Genomic DNA, 15,259 nt, shown 5'->3' with positions numbered 1-15,259 from the left:
TTAGCTATTAATTAGTATAGCTTTTAATAATTTTACCATATGGCTTAGTGGAACTATATAGTCTATATTGTTTTCCTTTATTGCTATTTTTGGCATTCCAAAAACCATAGAACTTTCTTTATCTTGCGCAATAGTTAGTCCTCCAGCTTTTTTTATATCTCCAATTTCTCTTGATCCATCATTTCCCATTCCAGTCATTATTATGGCAATTGCTTTATCTTTTGCAATCTCTGCAATAGATTGAAATAATACTCCAATAGATGGTTTGTGACCATTTATATGTTTGCCATCGAGAGTTTTTATTTGATAGTTACCATCGATTTTTTTGATTTTTGTATGATATCCACCCGAGCTAATGTATGCATATCCTTGCTTTAATATTTCGTTATTGGTGGTTTCTTTTACGCTTATTTTGCATAGATTATTAAGATTTTTAGCAAATTCTTCTGTAAATCCTTTAGGCATGTGTTGAACAATTATTATTGGCGGAAAGCTTTCAGGTATTTCTGGTAATATTGATTTCAAGGCTACAGGCCCTCCCGCTGATACTCCAATTGCTATTATGTCAAATTTTCTCAGTTTAAGTTTTTTTATTTCTTTTTCATTTAATGTTTTTTCTTTTGCATGTTCTTCAAGTTGATTTAATGAAGAAATGTCATTTTTGTGATTTAAAATAAAATTAGCTCTTTCGTAGTTTTTTGTTTTCATGTCCTTATTGCAGGCAATTTTATTTTTTATAGATATCGATCCATAGGCCAAAAGAGAATTAATAATTTGTTCTTTTTTGATTTCATGTGATTTTTTGTTTTTAGATACTAATATAAGATCATCGGCGCCCTTTAAAGCAGCAATATTTATTAGGTTTTGATTTGAAGATGTGACGACAATTGGTATTGTTTTGTTTAAACTGTTTTTTTCCTCCAAAAATAGAATATCTTTAATATTGTTCTCTTCTAAATTCATTAATATTACTTCGGGTTTATGTTTTTTAAGTTTATTTGTCGCAAATTTGCTGTTAGAAGCAGTTGCAATGACTTGGAGTTTTGGAGATGAATTGATAAGGTCTGATATAAGTTTTCTCTTTACAGCAAAGTATTCTATGATAAGTACAGAAATTTTTGTTTCCACCGTTACTTTTTTCCCATTTTATTCTTGTTAAATTATAACTTATATTTATTTTGTGATTTGAATTTTTCTTTTTGACAGCCAGTATCTTTTTTTTCATATATTATTGCCCAAGGTGTTTTTAAAAATTTAAAAGGAAGGTTGAGCCCAAAAAGTGATTCTGAGTGTCCTATAAATAAATAGCTGTTTTTAGACATATTGTTGTAAAATTTTTTAAGTACTTTTATTTTTGATTTTTCATCAAAGTATATCAAAACATTTCTGCAAAAAACAACATCAATTTCTGAAAAATTACTTTCAAAGTTTAGGTTATGATAATCAAATCTTATGTGATTTTTAATTTCATGTTTAATTTTGTATCCGTTTGAATGAGAATATATGTAGTGTCGGTATTCTTTAGGAATATTTTCACATTTATTTGATGAGTAATATCCTTCTTTTGCTATCATCAAAGATTTTAAGCTTAAATCAGAAGCAATAATAACAAAATCTATTTCTTTTGGAAGCTTTGATTTGAGCACAAATGCTAATGAATAAGGCTCTTCTCCTGTTGAACATCCCGCAGACCAGATGATAATCCTATTTTTTTTTTCTATGTTTTTAATATTAATTAAATTAGGAATTACAAATTTTTCAAAAGTTTGAAAATGTAGCGAATTTCTAAAAAATCTTGTTAAATTTGTTGTGACCAAATCCAAGAAATATTCTTTTTTTAATTTTTCACTAATTATTAAATTATAAAGTTGTGATGGGTTTTCAAGAGCAAGAGCTCGTACTGCGTCATTCACTCTGCTTTGAAGAACAAATTTATTTTTTTTATCAAAACGAATTCCACTGTTGTTATATATAAAATCACAAAATTTTAAAAATAGTTTATCTTCAATTTCTAGCATTTTTGGGAACCTGCTTAATTCTTCTCTTTATAAATAAGTATTACCTATTTATAATAAATCTCTAGGTAAGAATATTTTTTTTGAAAAAAAATTGTAAAATTAATATAAGTAATTTTATTATAAGACATAGGTTTATAAAAAGGTTTTTGTTTATTTTAATTTATTTGCAGTAATAAATGAGGAATTTAATGAGTGTTGGAAAAAATTTTTTCAAATGTCGATTTAATATGTATTTAAAAAAGATCAAATGATGTTTGATGGGTTTAAAAGAACAATTCTTAGAGAAGATATTAAGTATGAAATTTTTAGAAAATTTTTTCATATTTTTAGCTTAATAGTTTTGGTTTTTTATAAAATAAATTTTTGGATAGGGCTTTTTTCTAATATACTTTTTATGATTTTATACTTAAGTTCTGAAATTTTTAGAATTACTGAAAAAAAAATACTTTTATTTAAAAATATTTCAAACATAATATTAAAATCAAGAAAAATATTGCCCAATAAAGTATCTTTTTCTCCTGTCTTTTTGTTTTTAGGCATATTGATATCATATTGTTTATCTATGCATCCTTTTAATTATATTGGAATATTTTCGGTATGTCTTGGTGATGGATTTGCAAGTCTTATTGGAAAGTTAATTCCTTCTTTTAAGCTTGTAAACGATAAAACGATTTCTGGTAGCTTTGTTGTATTTTGTGTTACTTTTTTTTCATATTATTATTTTTTCCCTTATTTAACAGTAGCTTTAATTCTTGGAATTTTAGCAGTATTGGTAGAACTTTTTGATGCTGCTAATTATGACAATTTATTTTTACCGCTTGTTGTTTCAGCTTCTTCCTATTTTTTAACTTCTTTTTTTTTATAACCAGTAAAAGAAAATTTTTCCTGATTTTTTTAAGTAGATTGGTATGCCAATTGAGATTGGGAGAAAGGCATAAGGCATTTTTAGCAAATTCAAGTAAATTCCACTTAATATTAAAAGCATTGAAACAAAAAGGAAAAAATAGTCAAAGCTTTTTTTTCTTAAAAAGGCTACTATAAAGTTTGTTAAAATAAGTAGCAAGAATGCGTCTATGTAAAATTTTGTATTTTCGATTTTAAGAATTCCGTGGTTTTGGCTATTTTCGTACGAATTAATAGGCATTGTGTAACTATATATGCAGGCAAAGATCAAAATAATGTAAATTGTATAATGTATTGATTTTATTTTGAAATCGCATATATATAAACTGAGAAAAAATAAATTTAATAATGAAAAAGTATTTACAAAAAGGATAAATTTTGTAAATAAATAATAACTTGAATTTAGATTGTTTTTTAAAAAAAAATCTTCAGAGATTAAAATAGGGTCTAATGTATATGAGCTAATAAAGCAATAGAAAAATATAAATTGTATATTGTTGGTTCTTTTGTAGTTAATGTATGACCACAGCGAACCTATGATCCCAGCAATAAAGATTGTTAATTTATTAACCAATATTATAAAATTATTATTGTAAATTTCTAGAATATAATTTTGATAATTTTCATTATATTTTATTTTATAAGAGAAAGTCAGTATAACTATTGTTGCCAAAATAAAAATTATAAAAAGAAAGAGATTAATAGAAGCGTTTAACTTTGCAAATATTGATTTCATTTAAATTTCCAAGAATGCGTGTTTTTTATTTTTTTAATATTTTTTTTAATTTTTGAATCAAGTTTTTCAAAAAAATCTATCTTTGTTTTTTTTTCAATTGAGTCAACGCTAACAGCATAATTTTCCAAATTTAAGTCTTTTGCTTTTTCATTTGGGATAATAAAAGAGATTATGTCATAATAATTGTTATTATTAATTGCCAGTACTATTTTATAAAAATTTTTAGGTATCAAAATTTTGTTTTTACCAATGAATCCTTTATTTTCTGTTAAAATCCCAGCGCTAATGATATATATATATCTTTTTGAGATTGCCCATTCTCTTACTAATTTTTCAAGTTTTAGCCAAATTCCAGAATTAAATTCGCTTTTTTGAGGTGACATATTTGATAAAAAATATGTATCTTTCATTGCATTTTCAGAAAAAGACATGTCTGCAGAACTTACTATGTGTCCTCTGTCATAACCGCTTTTAAAGTAATCTTCAAGTTTTGGAAAAGCGCCCTTAATGTTGGTGTCTTCAAAGAATTTGGTGCTCCTTTTAATTTTTTTTGATTTTAACAAAGTTAATGCTAGTTCTACCATTTCTCTTTTAAGCGGATAAGCAGCCCATTCAGATTGTCTTGCGCTTTCAGCATATCCTAAGGTATAGTGTTTTTTGCTTATTATTTGGGTAGTAAGATATCCTTTTGGGATTAATTGGGATTCTTTTATTGGAATAGATTTTGTAATGTCAATGTATTTATTTTCTATTATTTCTAAATAATCATAAATTTTGTGTTTAATTTGTTTTAGGGCTTTTGGATTTAAGGAAAAAAATAAAAATCCTGTTAGGCATAAAATATAGCAGTAAAGAAAAAATTTCGACCTTTTTTTCATGTTTCCATCTCGTTTTCGTCCTTAAAATTATATCTAATAGTGAAATTAAAAGAAATGTTAAATGTATCTAAAAATAAAAAATCAATTTTAAAGTCTAGTCCCATTAAAGGAATTGCCTTTTTAGAAGAAATTTCAATAAACATGTAAGGCTCTATTACATAAGGCAATTTTTCATAAAATCGAATGTCTCCTATAAAGTTTGTAGATAGGTAAAAACGGCCACCTATGCCAATGGTGGCGGAAAAATATTTTGTTTTTTTAATTAAGTTTGCAATGTGCCAGTTTATTCCTCCTCCAATATAAGATTTAAAGTATTGCATTTTTTTGGGGATATTAAGGCTTTCTTTTGTTAATATCATAGCAACGATTAAAAAATCAAAAGTATTATTGGAGAATGTATAATAAGGTCTAAAAATAAGGTGCTTAATATTTGAATTTAGGAAAAATCCAACCCCAATCCCAATTCCTGTTGAATATGTGAATCCTCTTTCTGGGCTAAAAAAATTAGAGATTTGTTTAGGTTGATCATTTTTTTCATTAGTATTGCCTTCTTCATTTGCAAGTGCATTTAAATTGGAAATGATAAGCAATGTTAAGAAAATACAAGTGTTTGGAGTTTTTTTCATAAACTGATTATTTTAAATAATATAAAAATTGTTTTACCTTTTCAATATTACAATATGTATTTAGATAAAATTTCCCTGTTTAGTTTAAAAAATATTTTTTATATTAGGTGGCTGTGGTATGCTATTTTATTGTATATTATACAATATGTTTAATTGCTAGGAGACCACATTTATGTTTTTTAATTTTTTAAAAAAAGATCTTGTATTTGTTTTACCAGAAGTAAATTCAAAAGAAGGTGTAATTGATTTTTTAATTGAAAAAATCAATGATAAGGGATATATAGATAATAAAAAAGATTTTCTTCAAGGAATTCTTGATAGAGAAAAGATAGGTGACACTTCTTGGGAAAATGGGGTTGCAATTCCTCATTTTATAGGAGATGTTGTTAAGACTAGTTTTATTTCATTGCTTTACATTAAAGGTTCTGGGGTTAAGTGGTCTGAAGAAAACCCTCCTGTTAATTTAATATTTTTGATTTGTATGTCAAAAAAACAACAAGGCAATGAACACCTTAAGGCGATTGCTTTTATAGCTAAACTATTTGAAGATGATGCTTTTCAAAATGCTTTACGTGGGTTTGTTACTACCGATGACATTTATTATTACATTGAAAATGTTCAAAGAAAAGCTAAAGAAGAGGTTTTTGGAGCTACAAAAGCAGAAAAAATAGTGGCTGTAACTGCTTGTCCTGTTGGAGTTGCTCATACGTATATTGCAGCAAAGAAAATTGAAAATGAAGCTAAAAAGCAGGGTTATAGCATTAGAGTAGAAACTCAAGGATCTATTGGCATTGAAAATGCCTTAACAGAAGAGGAAATTAAGAATGCGTCCGTTGTAATACTTGCTGTTGATAAGGATATTGATGAAAAGAGATTTGAAGGTAAGAGAGTTTATAAAGTTTCAACTGTAAAAGCTATAAACAATACAGAAAATATTATTAAGGAGTCTTTTAATGCTCCGGTATTTAAAAGCAAAGACTCCGGTGCTAATGGCGCTCCTAAAGCTTCGGTTGCAACAGGCAAAGGTAGTTTTTATAAATATTTAATGAGTGGGGTATCTCCAATGATTCCCGTTGTTGCAAGTGGAGGAATTTTAATTGCTCTTAGCATTGCTTTTGTTGGAATTGGACCTGATGGGCCTAATTTTGCTGAGCATCCATTTTATAAGCAGATTGCAGATATTGGTTCTATAGCTTTCGGCATGATGTTGCCCGTGCTTGCTGGTTTTATTGCAATGGCAATTGCTGATAAGCCTGGTCTTACCCCTGGTCTTGTTGGTGGAGTAATGTCTGGGAATGTAAAAGCTGGTTTCTTGGGCGCAATATTTGCAGGCTTTCTTGCAGGTTATGTTGCAAGGTTTTTAGCAAGAAGATCTGTTCCTGAGTGGTTAAGACCTGTGATGCCTATATTTGTAATTCCGCTAATAAGCACCATTATTGTCGGCTTTTTTATGCTGTATTTTGGCGTTTATATTGGAGAATTTATGGGGGTGCTTGAGAGTGGGCTTAAATCTTTACAGAGTAATTCAGAAACTTTTGGTGTGTTGGGTAAAATTTTCCTAGGCTTAGTACTGGGTTCAATGATTACTGTTGATATGGGCGGGCCTTTTAATAAAGTGGCATTTCTTTTTGGTGTGGGGCTAATTCCTCAAGTGCCAGAAATAATGGGAATGGTAGCAGCAGCAATTCCTGTTCCTCCTATGGCTATGGGACTTGCAACCTTTTTAGCACCTAAATTATTTGAAAATGAAGAAAAAGAATCTGGTAAAATAGCCTTTTTAATTTCATTTATTGGTATTAGCGAAGGAGCAATTCCTTTTGCTGCTAGTGATCCCGGACGGGTAATTCCTTCGATAGTGGTAGGAGGAGCTGTATCAAGCATTATTGCTGCTTTTTTGGGTGTTGCTAATCATGCTCCACACGGAGGACCAATAGTACTTCCTGTTATTGATAATAAATTTGGGTTTATTATTGCAATTGCTGTTGGAGTTGCAGTTGCAACAGCTTTGGTAATTTTTTTGAAATCTTTAAAATTAAAGGAATCTGAATGAATAATGAAGATAATATTTTTTTAATGAAAAATAATATTAAAGAATATGATTGGGGCGGAATTAATTTTATTCCCAATCTTTTGGGTGATAAGATTGATGGAAAGCCCAAGGCTGAAATGTGGCTTGGAGCACACAAGACATTTTCTAGTAAGATTTTGTATAAAAATGAATATGTGCTTTTAAGCGATTTTTTAGAAGATCATAAAGAGCTTTTAGGCTGTAATGACGAATTTCCTTTTTTGTTTAAGGTATTGTCTGCAAATAAGCCTTTGTCTATTCAAATTCATCCTTCTAAAGATATTGCCTTAAAAGGGTATGAATCAGAGAATAATAAAGGGATAGACATTAATGATCCCAAAAGGACATACAAAGACAAAAACCCCAAAATTGAACTTATTTATGCTCTTAGTGATTTTTATGCTCTTAAGGGCTTTTTACCCTTAGATGAGATTAAAAAAATTTGTGAAATTTTGGAATTAAATTTCGACTTTCAATCACATAAAGACTTTGTAAAGACTATTTTTGATTTACAAATGTATGAACTTGAGAAGATTATTGAAAAAATTTTAAAAAATTTGGATCTTATTGATAATTTTAGGGGCTATTGGTTTAATGAAATTTATAATATTTATGGTATAGATGTGGGCCTTTTGGTGTTTTTGGGCATGAATATTTTAAAACTAAAACCAGGAGAAGTTGTTTATACAAATAGTCGGGAGGTGCATGCATATCTTAAGGGAGACTGCATTGAGCTTATGACTAATTCCGACAATGTTATTAGGGCTGGGCTTACTACAAAGTATATTAATAAAGACGAGATGTTAAGAGTTGGTCAATTTGAGGAAGGAAAGTTGTCATTTTTAAATCCCGATTTTCAAGATAATTTTAGCGTATTTAGACTTCCAAATACTAATTTGAAATTGATTCAAAAAAAAATAAATGAGAACATTTGTATTAATAGAAATAGTGCAATGGTCTTGCTAGTTTTAGATGGGTGCGTGAGTGTAAATAAATCCTTAAATCTTAAGAAAGGTGAGAGCATATTTATAGGTAGAAAAGCAGAAAACTTGTTTATTGATGGGGATGGTGAAGCTTTTATTGCCGGTTTTAATTAAAATTAAGCTTGCTTATGCGAGCTTAATTTTAATTACCTTAATTATTTGGTTAATTAAATGCAAATTTTATGAATCCAAATCCAAAAAAATTGAATTTAATTCCTTCAAATAAAATGCTTGGTTTTGTTAGTAATATTGTTGGCCCTACTGCAGGATAAATTTTGAATCCTATGGATAAATTTTTTGCAAAATTATATTCCATTATAAAAGGAATTCTTATAACAGCACCTATTCTCTCATAATCAGTTTCTTTCTCTTCATTAGGAGGTATAAGGGATGTTTTTGACCAATCTGCACCTATTCCAATGCCGCCTCCAATTTTCATATATTGTCCAATTTGCTTTTTAAAAATAACGTCTATTCCACCATTTAGATAATTTTCAAAATTGTTCGATTTAAGGCCAATAAAACCTCCATATCCAAAATCAATATTTACATAGGGAATTGTAATTATAATATTTGCAATAGGATCTCCTATTCCAATGCCCATTGAAAATAAGTCATAATTTTTCTTTTCTTTTATTTCTTTAAGCTTTGCGATACAGGTGGTTGAATCTTCTTCCTTGCTGCATCTGACCATATAATTGTCAGATGCAAAAGAAAGGTGTGCCATACCCAATACTAATGTTAAAATGTGTATTTTTTTAAAAATTTTTATCATTTATTCTCCATTATATATATATTTTTATAAAGCCTGTGCCTAAGAAATTAAATCTAGCTCCTTCAAATGACATTGGGCTGCCAAGTAGCATGGTTGTTCCAATAGTAGCAACAGCTTTAAATCCAATCACAATATTTTTAAGAAAGCTGTACTCTATTACCAAAGGCAATCTTATCACAACCCCTATTCTATTTTGAAGAGAAGCCACTTGTTGTGCTTCATTTTCTTCCTCTTCTTCAAGTTTTTCATTTGATTTTTCAGGACTTCCTTTTGACCAATCTGCACCTATTCCAATGCCGCCAGAAATCATAGTGTTTTTGTGTATTTCATCTTTAAATAGAAGATCTACACCCATCACAACATAGGGCAAGAAATTGTTGGGTTTAAGCCCTACGAATCCTCCGTACCCAAGGTCTATGTCTACATATGGAACAGATATTGTAATGTTTGCAAGTGGATATCCAACTCCAAAACCTATGCCAAATAAACGGCGCACAGATTCTTCTTTTGCAAGAAGTTTATCAAAATCAAAGTCATCTTCAGTCATACTTTTGCTTTTGGATTGGGCAGTTAATAAACCCGTTGTTAATATAAGTATTATTGTTACTAATAGCATTCTCATTGAAATTCTCCTTTTTTCTTTTCAATTTTAGAAATTATTTTTACAATATTTTTAATAAAGCATAAAAAATTAAAAATATCGATATTTATTTGCTTATTTTGATAGCAAAACTTTATTGTTGAATTTTTTATCGCTTTGTTTATCAAGGTTTTAGTTATCAAAAAATTTTTAATCACAAATACAGCTATTATTATACTACTTGACTGTATATTGATGTTAATCTTGTTTGTTTGTAAAGGATTTTTGGGAAGATATTTTTGTGTTGATTTTTTGGCCTTTGAAAAAAATATAAATTTATGAATATGCAATAAATAAGTTTTTTTGCAATGTTGTATTATAAAACTATGGCAAAAAAACTTTATTTGCCTCAAGCTTTTTGAAGCTAACTTTAGGCCATTAATTCTTTTTTTCAAAAATTTATCCCAAAAATTTAAATATTAAGTTTTTAATCTATAAACAAATAGTATATCAAAGTTTTGAATTTGAAATGCTGTTTTGATATTATTTTAAGTAAGGCTAAATTAATTATAAATAAGATTTAGTACATAATTTATTGTTATTAAACTTATACAAAGCTTATGATTAAACTATATATCGTTTTTTTTTATTTTTTTACTTTTTTATTGGGGTTTCCAGAAAATATTTTTTTTAAAAATTTAGGATTTTCTAATAATGATCGGTATTTTATGTTTGGCGAATATGGTTTTGAAAATGGATATTATTACTCTGCTGTGTACTTTGTTGATGTTTTTAAAAATAATTTTGCAAACTCTGGAGTACATTCTAAGACTTTTAAGGAGCATATTGAGTATTCAGACAGCTATGATAAAAGTCTTTATGAGCTTTTAAAGATGATTAATTTTAAAGTTAAAGAATTTAAAATTAATCATTTAAGAAGAGGACGCGAAATTTATTTTTATGTAAAGAGTGAAATTCCAGAAACAGATTTTTTAAATTTTGTTGATTTTAAAACGGGAAACGAATATCAAGTTTTTATAAATAAGGATATTAATTCTCAAGAACTTTCTTCTTCTTTTAATATTTTTTTATCTGTCAGATATTGTAATTCAACTCTAGAAAAGCATTTGACTGTTGGAAGAGGAAATTATTATAGAAAGAATGTTATTGATTACAGAATAAGAGAGATTGTTTTATTCCCAAATGAAGATGGAATTGTTTTTGTTTTGGAAAAAATCATGTTAAATTCTTATGGAAATAAGTATAAACGGTTTATGGTTGAAGTTAAAAAATATTGAATATAATTATTTAGTTTTTTAAAGAAGTGAAATGCTTTATTAAGGATAATTTATGAGTGATTTTATAGCATCAAAAAAAGATGATTATTCTAAATGGTATTTAGATATAGTTCAGAAAGCAAAACTTGCTGATTACAGCCCTGTAAAAGGATGTATGGTAATTATGCCTTATGGGTATTCTATTTGGAGTAAAATTCAGAGTATACTTGATAAAAAATTTAAAGAGACAGGACACGAGAATGCATATTTTCCTATGCTTATTCCTTATAGTTTTTTAGAAAGAGAAAAGGATCATGTTGATGGATTTTCACCCGAGTTTGCTATTATTAAGGATGCTGGTGGGGAGAGTTTGGCAGAGCCTTTGGTTTTAAGGCCTACTTCTGAGACAATTATTTGGAATATGTATAGCAAATGGATTAAGTCTTACAGGGATCTTCCTCTTAAAATTAATCAATGGGCAAATGTTGTTCGCTGGGAAAAGAGAACAAGGCCTTTTTTGCGCACTACCGAATTTCTATGGCAAGAAGGACATACTGCTCATGCTACCGAAGAGGAGGCATTAGAAGAAACTTTACTTATTTTAGATGTATATAAAAGATTCATAGAAGAGTATTTGGCCATTCCGGTTTTTTGTGGTAAAAAATCTGAAAAGGAAAAATTTGCGGGGGCTGTTTCCACTTATTCAATTGAGGCATTAATGCAAGATAAAAAAGCGCTTCAAGCCGCTACATCCCATTATTTAGGTTTAAATTTTGCAAAGGCATTTGATGTAAAATTTCAAGACAAAGATGGCAAGATGCGGCATGTATTTGCTAGTAGCTGGGGTGTTTCTACCAGATTGATTGGTGCTTTGATTATGGTTCATTCTGATGAGAAAGGTTTAGTTTTACCGCCTCGCATTGCTCCCATAGAAATTATTGTTATTCCTATTTTTAAAAAAGAAGATGAGATTAATAAAAAAATTTTAGATTATTCTGATTGTGTTGTGGATACTTTAAAAAAAGCAGAATTTAGGGTTGAAATTGATAAGGACATTAGAAACTCTCCAGGATTTAGATTTTCATCTGCCGAGTTTAAAGGAATTCCAATACGTCTTGAAGTGGGGATAAATGATGTCCTTTTAAATTCTGTTACTATTTCAAGAAGAGATAAAGATAGAAAATTTAAGTATCAAATATCACTTGATTCTCTTGTAAGCAAGGTTAAGGTAGAGCTTGATTTGATGCAAAAAGCTTTATTTAAAAGAGCATTAAATTTTAGGACTTTGAATACTAAGGAGATTTTTAGAAGCAGTAAGGATAGTTATGAGACATTCAAGGCCTATGTGAATGATTATTCTGGATTTGTGCTTTCTTGTTGGTGTGGCAGTTTGAATTGTGAAAATATTATTAAAAATGAAACTAAAGCCACAATAAGATGTATTCCCGATGATTTTAAAGCCAGAGATTTAACAGGTATGACTTGTATTTATTGTTCGTCTAAAGCCAAATATTTTGTTTTATTTGCCAAATCCTATTAATTTGTTTAGCTTTAATTAATTTTTTCTTGATCTTTTAATTCTTTGAAGTTTATTATATGAATGATTGCAATATTAAAAGCAAAGTCGATTAGTAAAGCCAAAGAGATTAATATCGGCAGCATTGGTGTTATGTTAGAAACATTTAGCTCTATTCCTTTTGTATATGTAGAGCAAAGCATTGTAATTATATAAATTAAACTATTTGGTATATGAGGAAATGCAAAGACAAAAAAAAATGATAAAGTGCTCATATAGCTTATTTCATAAATAGAAATGGGTAAGCTAGAATATGATTTTAAAATTATAAAAAATGATATTACTGAAACAAAAATAGTACCAAATTTAGATACAAAATTTATTAAAGGTATGTTTATAATTATGGATTTTTTTATATTTATTCTTTCATTTTTAATATCTTCTATTAATATCACATAAGGGGAATAAGAATCTTTTGCAAGTCCTGAAAATATTATGTTTTGAAATGATACAAAAATGCCTTTATATATCATTTTAAAACTTTTTGTTAATCTATAACTAATTGTTGGCAATATTACGAATAAAATTATAATTGTCCATGCCAAAAAGAATGTTATGCTGTTTGTATAATTTGGGTAATCTTTGAAGTTTTTTAAGTTTGCAGCGTAATTTGCTGTTATAAAAATGATTCCTATATTTAATATGTTTACAATAAACCCGTTTGCATGATAAAAAAGATTGGATGCGCTTAGCATCAGTTCTCTAGCTATTCTGCCTTTTTGTTTTGCATAATAAAAACTTGTGCCTATTATTATTGAAATCATGTAGATGCTTAGTAGATTTGGATTGCTAGATGTAAATATTTTGAAAATATTTTTTGGAAAAAATGTTTCTAGTAAAGCTTCTTTTTCAAAAAAACATGTATTTTGTATTGTTTTTTCTAGTATTGGAATTCTTTGCGGAAGATATATTGTTGCGGCTATTATTGATACAGCAACTCCAGATAGGTTAGTTAAAATTCCATAATAAATTGTTTTACTAAAAAGTTTTTTAAAGTTTTTATTTTCAATAATATTTTCAATTCCTAATGGAATTGAAAATATTAAAAAGGGAATAAGAGATAAGTAGGATAATCTTATAAAGGCATGTGATAAGGAGCTATAAATCTCAAGAGGAAAAAACAATCCTAAAAAGATTCCAATAGGCAGAGTGAAAAAAAAATTGATTTTTATATTCATATGACTTCCCCTTTCAGAGATTTAAGGTACACTGTGTATAATAAATAGTACTAAATTTTTTTGTAAATATAAACTTTAGAGTTACAATTATGCTTGTGTCGCTATATTGCTTGTGGGTGTTTTTGGGGGTAGTTTGTATAAGTATCCTGATTCTGTAGATACAGATTTAAATTCGAGATTGCCAAATATTTTAACTTTAGAGGAGCATGATAAGCAATTTTTTACTAAAGATTTTTATAAAAATCTTATTTCAAGCAGTAAACAAATTGGCTTTAAGCTTCATAAAGTTTTGGTAGACTATTTAAATCCGCAGTCAGAAGAGGTTGATAGGGTTTTAAAATATAATCAAGTTATTAACATTTATTGGTCTTTTCTCAGATCAATTGCAAAAAACATTTCAAAATTGACCTTGGAGCAAAAAATTTTATTTAGATTTGCTGCCCTTATTCCAAATGCACTTGGATCTGAAATTCAGCTATTAATTTCAAAAACTATTTGGGACAATCATTATAATGAGTCTTTTATTTATTTTGATGAATGGCTTTATGGGGTTAATAATTTTAAGCTTAGTAGATTAGCAACCGATTTGCCAACGGATAATTTTAAAGAAGAAGATATGGAAAAAGTTTTACTTAATAAGAAAGAAAAACTTTTAGCAAATATTGATTTTGCAAAAAGTAGCCTTAAGAGAACTGATAAGATCAGAGAAGAGGCTCTTAGTAAGTTAAGAAGCATGTTTGAATTTTTATTTTCAAATAATAGTCAAAGCGATTTAACTTATATGACTGAATACGGAGTGCAGAGTTCTTATCCTAATTCGATTTTAAAGCCTTTAAATTTTGCCAGTAATTATGTTGATGATCTTATTAAATCAAATCGGGATATTAATGTTTTTATTAATAAAATTGAAGATGCTAACAGAGAGCTTTTTGAAATTCAAAATAAAATGAATAATATTGGGATGTCTACTGAATCAACTATTGCATATGATGAAGTTGAAGTTATCAGAAGCGCCAATAAACTTGCAATAGGGCCAAGAGGCAATCATTTTCCTATACTTTTGAAAAATAATGTAGTTGCTAACCCTCAATTTTTTGGAAGTAGAGAAAGAATTATGCAGCTTGTTTGGGAAATCGAAGATATTCAGCCCAGACTTTTTCAAAAAGCGTATAGAGGAGATTTGCTCAGAGTAGTTCCTTATTTTATATTAATACCTTCTTATGGTGATAAAGGAATTTGTTGGGAATCAATTGATGTTAAAAACAGAGCAAATGGCAGGGGTAAAATATTAATACCTATGTATGCTAAAAACTTAAGAAGGGCGGTTATTTTGGGTATTGGTGATTTTGTTTGGGAACTTGCAAAAGAGCAAGCTTCTTTTAGGTGGATGGAAACAGGAATTACAGGTCAATATTACGATTATTATGTTAAATTTATTAAAAAAGGAAATGTTAAAAATTTTTTTCTAGAAGATTATTTTCTTTGGATAGAAAAAGAAAGTAAAGGAATTCAAAAACTTGAGAAATTAGTACGTGGAATAATGTGGAGGAATTTACCCTTTTCTAAAAATTTAAAAGAGACGCTTGCTAAAAAATCTTTTATATACAAGGATCTTATTGATAAAGATAAAAATATCCAAGCATCTGATGGGTATTAAATTT

Annotated in this window: 15 protein-coding genes; 6 read left to right on the top strand and 9 right to left on the bottom strand. The window is 28.3% G+C overall.

Annotated features, from left to right (window positions below):
* Window positions 1-1,128, bottom strand: coding sequence for a chemotaxis protein CheB (locus BSV1_RS03245; protein ID WP_008882530.1), 1,128 nt, complete (start codon window positions 1,126-1,128; stop codon window positions 1-3).
* Between the two features lie 32 nt (window positions 1,129-1,160).
* A complete protein-coding gene (locus BSV1_RS03240; RefSeq protein WP_008882468.1) occupies window positions 1,161-2,018 on the bottom strand; it encodes a protein-glutamate O-methyltransferase in 858 nt (285 codons plus the stop codon).
* 250 nt (window positions 2,019-2,268) lie between these two features.
* Between BSV1_RS03240 and BSV1_RS03235 the strand changes: the two genes are divergently transcribed.
* On the top strand, window positions 2,269-2,883 hold the full coding sequence (locus tag BSV1_RS03235) for a diacylglycerol/polyprenol kinase family protein (protein ID WP_008882374.1): 615 nt from the start codon (window positions 2,269-2,271) through the stop codon (window positions 2,881-2,883).
* On the opposite strand, the gene BSV1_RS03230 is transcribed toward BSV1_RS03235, so the two are convergent.
* From BSV1_RS03230 to BSV1_RS03220, 3 genes are read right to left on the bottom strand one after another with little or no spacing between them, the layout of a single operon-like run.
* Window positions 2,878-3,657, bottom strand: coding sequence for a hypothetical protein (locus BSV1_RS03230; RefSeq protein WP_002557006.1), 780 nt, complete (start codon window positions 3,655-3,657; stop codon window positions 2,878-2,880). The genes BSV1_RS03235 and BSV1_RS03230 overlap by 6 nt on opposite strands.
* Window positions 3,654-4,535 (bottom strand): DNA/RNA non-specific endonuclease, encoded by an 882-nt coding sequence (locus tag BSV1_RS03225; protein ID WP_008882600.1) that lies wholly within the window; start codon window positions 4,533-4,535, stop codon window positions 3,654-3,656. Before BSV1_RS03225 ends, BSV1_RS03230 begins: the two co-directional genes overlap by 4 nt.
* The gene (locus BSV1_RS03220; RefSeq protein WP_008882815.1) at window positions 4,532-5,161 is read right to left on the bottom strand and encodes a hypothetical protein; all 630 of its coding nucleotides are present in this window, start codon (window positions 5,159-5,161) and stop codon (window positions 4,532-4,534) included. Before BSV1_RS03220 ends, BSV1_RS03225 begins: the two co-directional genes overlap by 4 nt.
* Window positions 5,162-5,333: 172 nt before the next feature.
* Here BSV1_RS03220 and BSV1_RS06525 point away from each other — a divergent pair, with 172 nt between their 5' ends.
* Entirely contained in the window at window positions 5,334-7,211 is a 1,878-nt protein-coding gene (locus BSV1_RS06525) for a fructose-specific PTS transporter subunit EIIC (protein ID WP_008882514.1), read from the top strand.
* Window positions 7,208-8,326, top strand: a complete 1,119-nt coding sequence (gene manA, locus BSV1_RS03210) for a mannose-6-phosphate isomerase, class I (protein ID WP_008882356.1) — start codon at window positions 7,208-7,210, stop codon at window positions 8,324-8,326. The genes BSV1_RS06525 and manA overlap by 4 nt, the downstream gene beginning before the upstream one ends.
* A gap of 49 nt (window positions 8,327-8,375) precedes the next feature.
* Here manA and BSV1_RS03205 read toward each other — a convergent pair whose 3' ends face one another.
* From BSV1_RS03205 to BSV1_RS07195, 3 genes are read right to left on the bottom strand one after another with little or no spacing between them, the layout of a single operon-like run.
* On the bottom strand, window positions 8,376-8,987 hold the full coding sequence (locus BSV1_RS03205) for a DUF3996 domain-containing protein (RefSeq protein ID WP_008882720.1): 612 nt from the start codon (window positions 8,985-8,987) through the stop codon (window positions 8,376-8,378).
* Between the two features lie 10 nt (window positions 8,988-8,997).
* Window positions 8,998-9,609, bottom strand: a complete 612-nt coding sequence (locus BSV1_RS03200; RefSeq protein WP_008882751.1) for a DUF3996 domain-containing protein — start codon at window positions 9,607-9,609, stop codon at window positions 8,998-9,000.
* Entirely contained in the window at window positions 9,606-10,022 is a 417-nt protein-coding gene (locus tag BSV1_RS07195; RefSeq protein WP_039949544.1) for a hypothetical protein, read from the bottom strand. The genes BSV1_RS03200 and BSV1_RS07195 overlap by 4 nt, the downstream gene beginning before the upstream one ends.
* A 165-nt stretch (window positions 10,023-10,187) precedes the next feature.
* Between BSV1_RS07195 and BSV1_RS03190 the strand changes: the two genes are divergently transcribed.
* Window positions 10,188-10,865: a DUF2259 domain-containing protein gene (locus BSV1_RS03190; protein WP_008882466.1), complete on the top strand. Its 678-nt coding sequence runs from the start codon at window positions 10,188-10,190 to the stop codon at window positions 10,863-10,865.
* A 52-nt stretch (window positions 10,866-10,917) separates the two neighbouring features.
* Window positions 10,918-12,384, top strand: a complete 1,467-nt coding sequence (gene proS, locus BSV1_RS03185) for a proline--tRNA ligase (RefSeq protein ID WP_008882698.1) — start codon at window positions 10,918-10,920, stop codon at window positions 12,382-12,384.
* 11 nt (window positions 12,385-12,395) lie between these two features.
* Here the strand turns inward: proS and BSV1_RS03180 are convergent, their stop codons facing one another.
* Window positions 12,396-13,598: a dicarboxylate/amino acid:cation symporter gene (locus tag BSV1_RS03180; protein WP_008882619.1), complete on the bottom strand. Its 1,203-nt coding sequence runs from the start codon at window positions 13,596-13,598 to the stop codon at window positions 12,396-12,398.
* Between the two features lie 106 nt (window positions 13,599-13,704).
* Between BSV1_RS03180 and BSV1_RS03175 the strand changes: the two genes are divergently transcribed.
* Window positions 13,705-15,255 carry a hypothetical protein gene (locus BSV1_RS03175; RefSeq protein ID WP_008882403.1) on the top strand — a complete coding sequence of 517 codons (1,551 nt, stop codon included), beginning with the start codon at window positions 13,705-13,707 and terminating at the stop codon, window positions 15,253-15,255.
* Window positions 15,256-15,259 lie beyond the last annotated feature (4 nt).

Origin of the sequence: [Borrelia] finlandensis, assembly GCF_000181875.2 — a bacterium.
Classification (GTDB): Bacteria; Spirochaetota; Spirochaetia; order Borreliales; family Borreliaceae; genus Borreliella; species Borreliella finlandensis.
The sequence above is the reverse complement of the archived record's forward strand: the minus strand, read 5'-3'. Positions and strand labels throughout refer to the sequence as shown.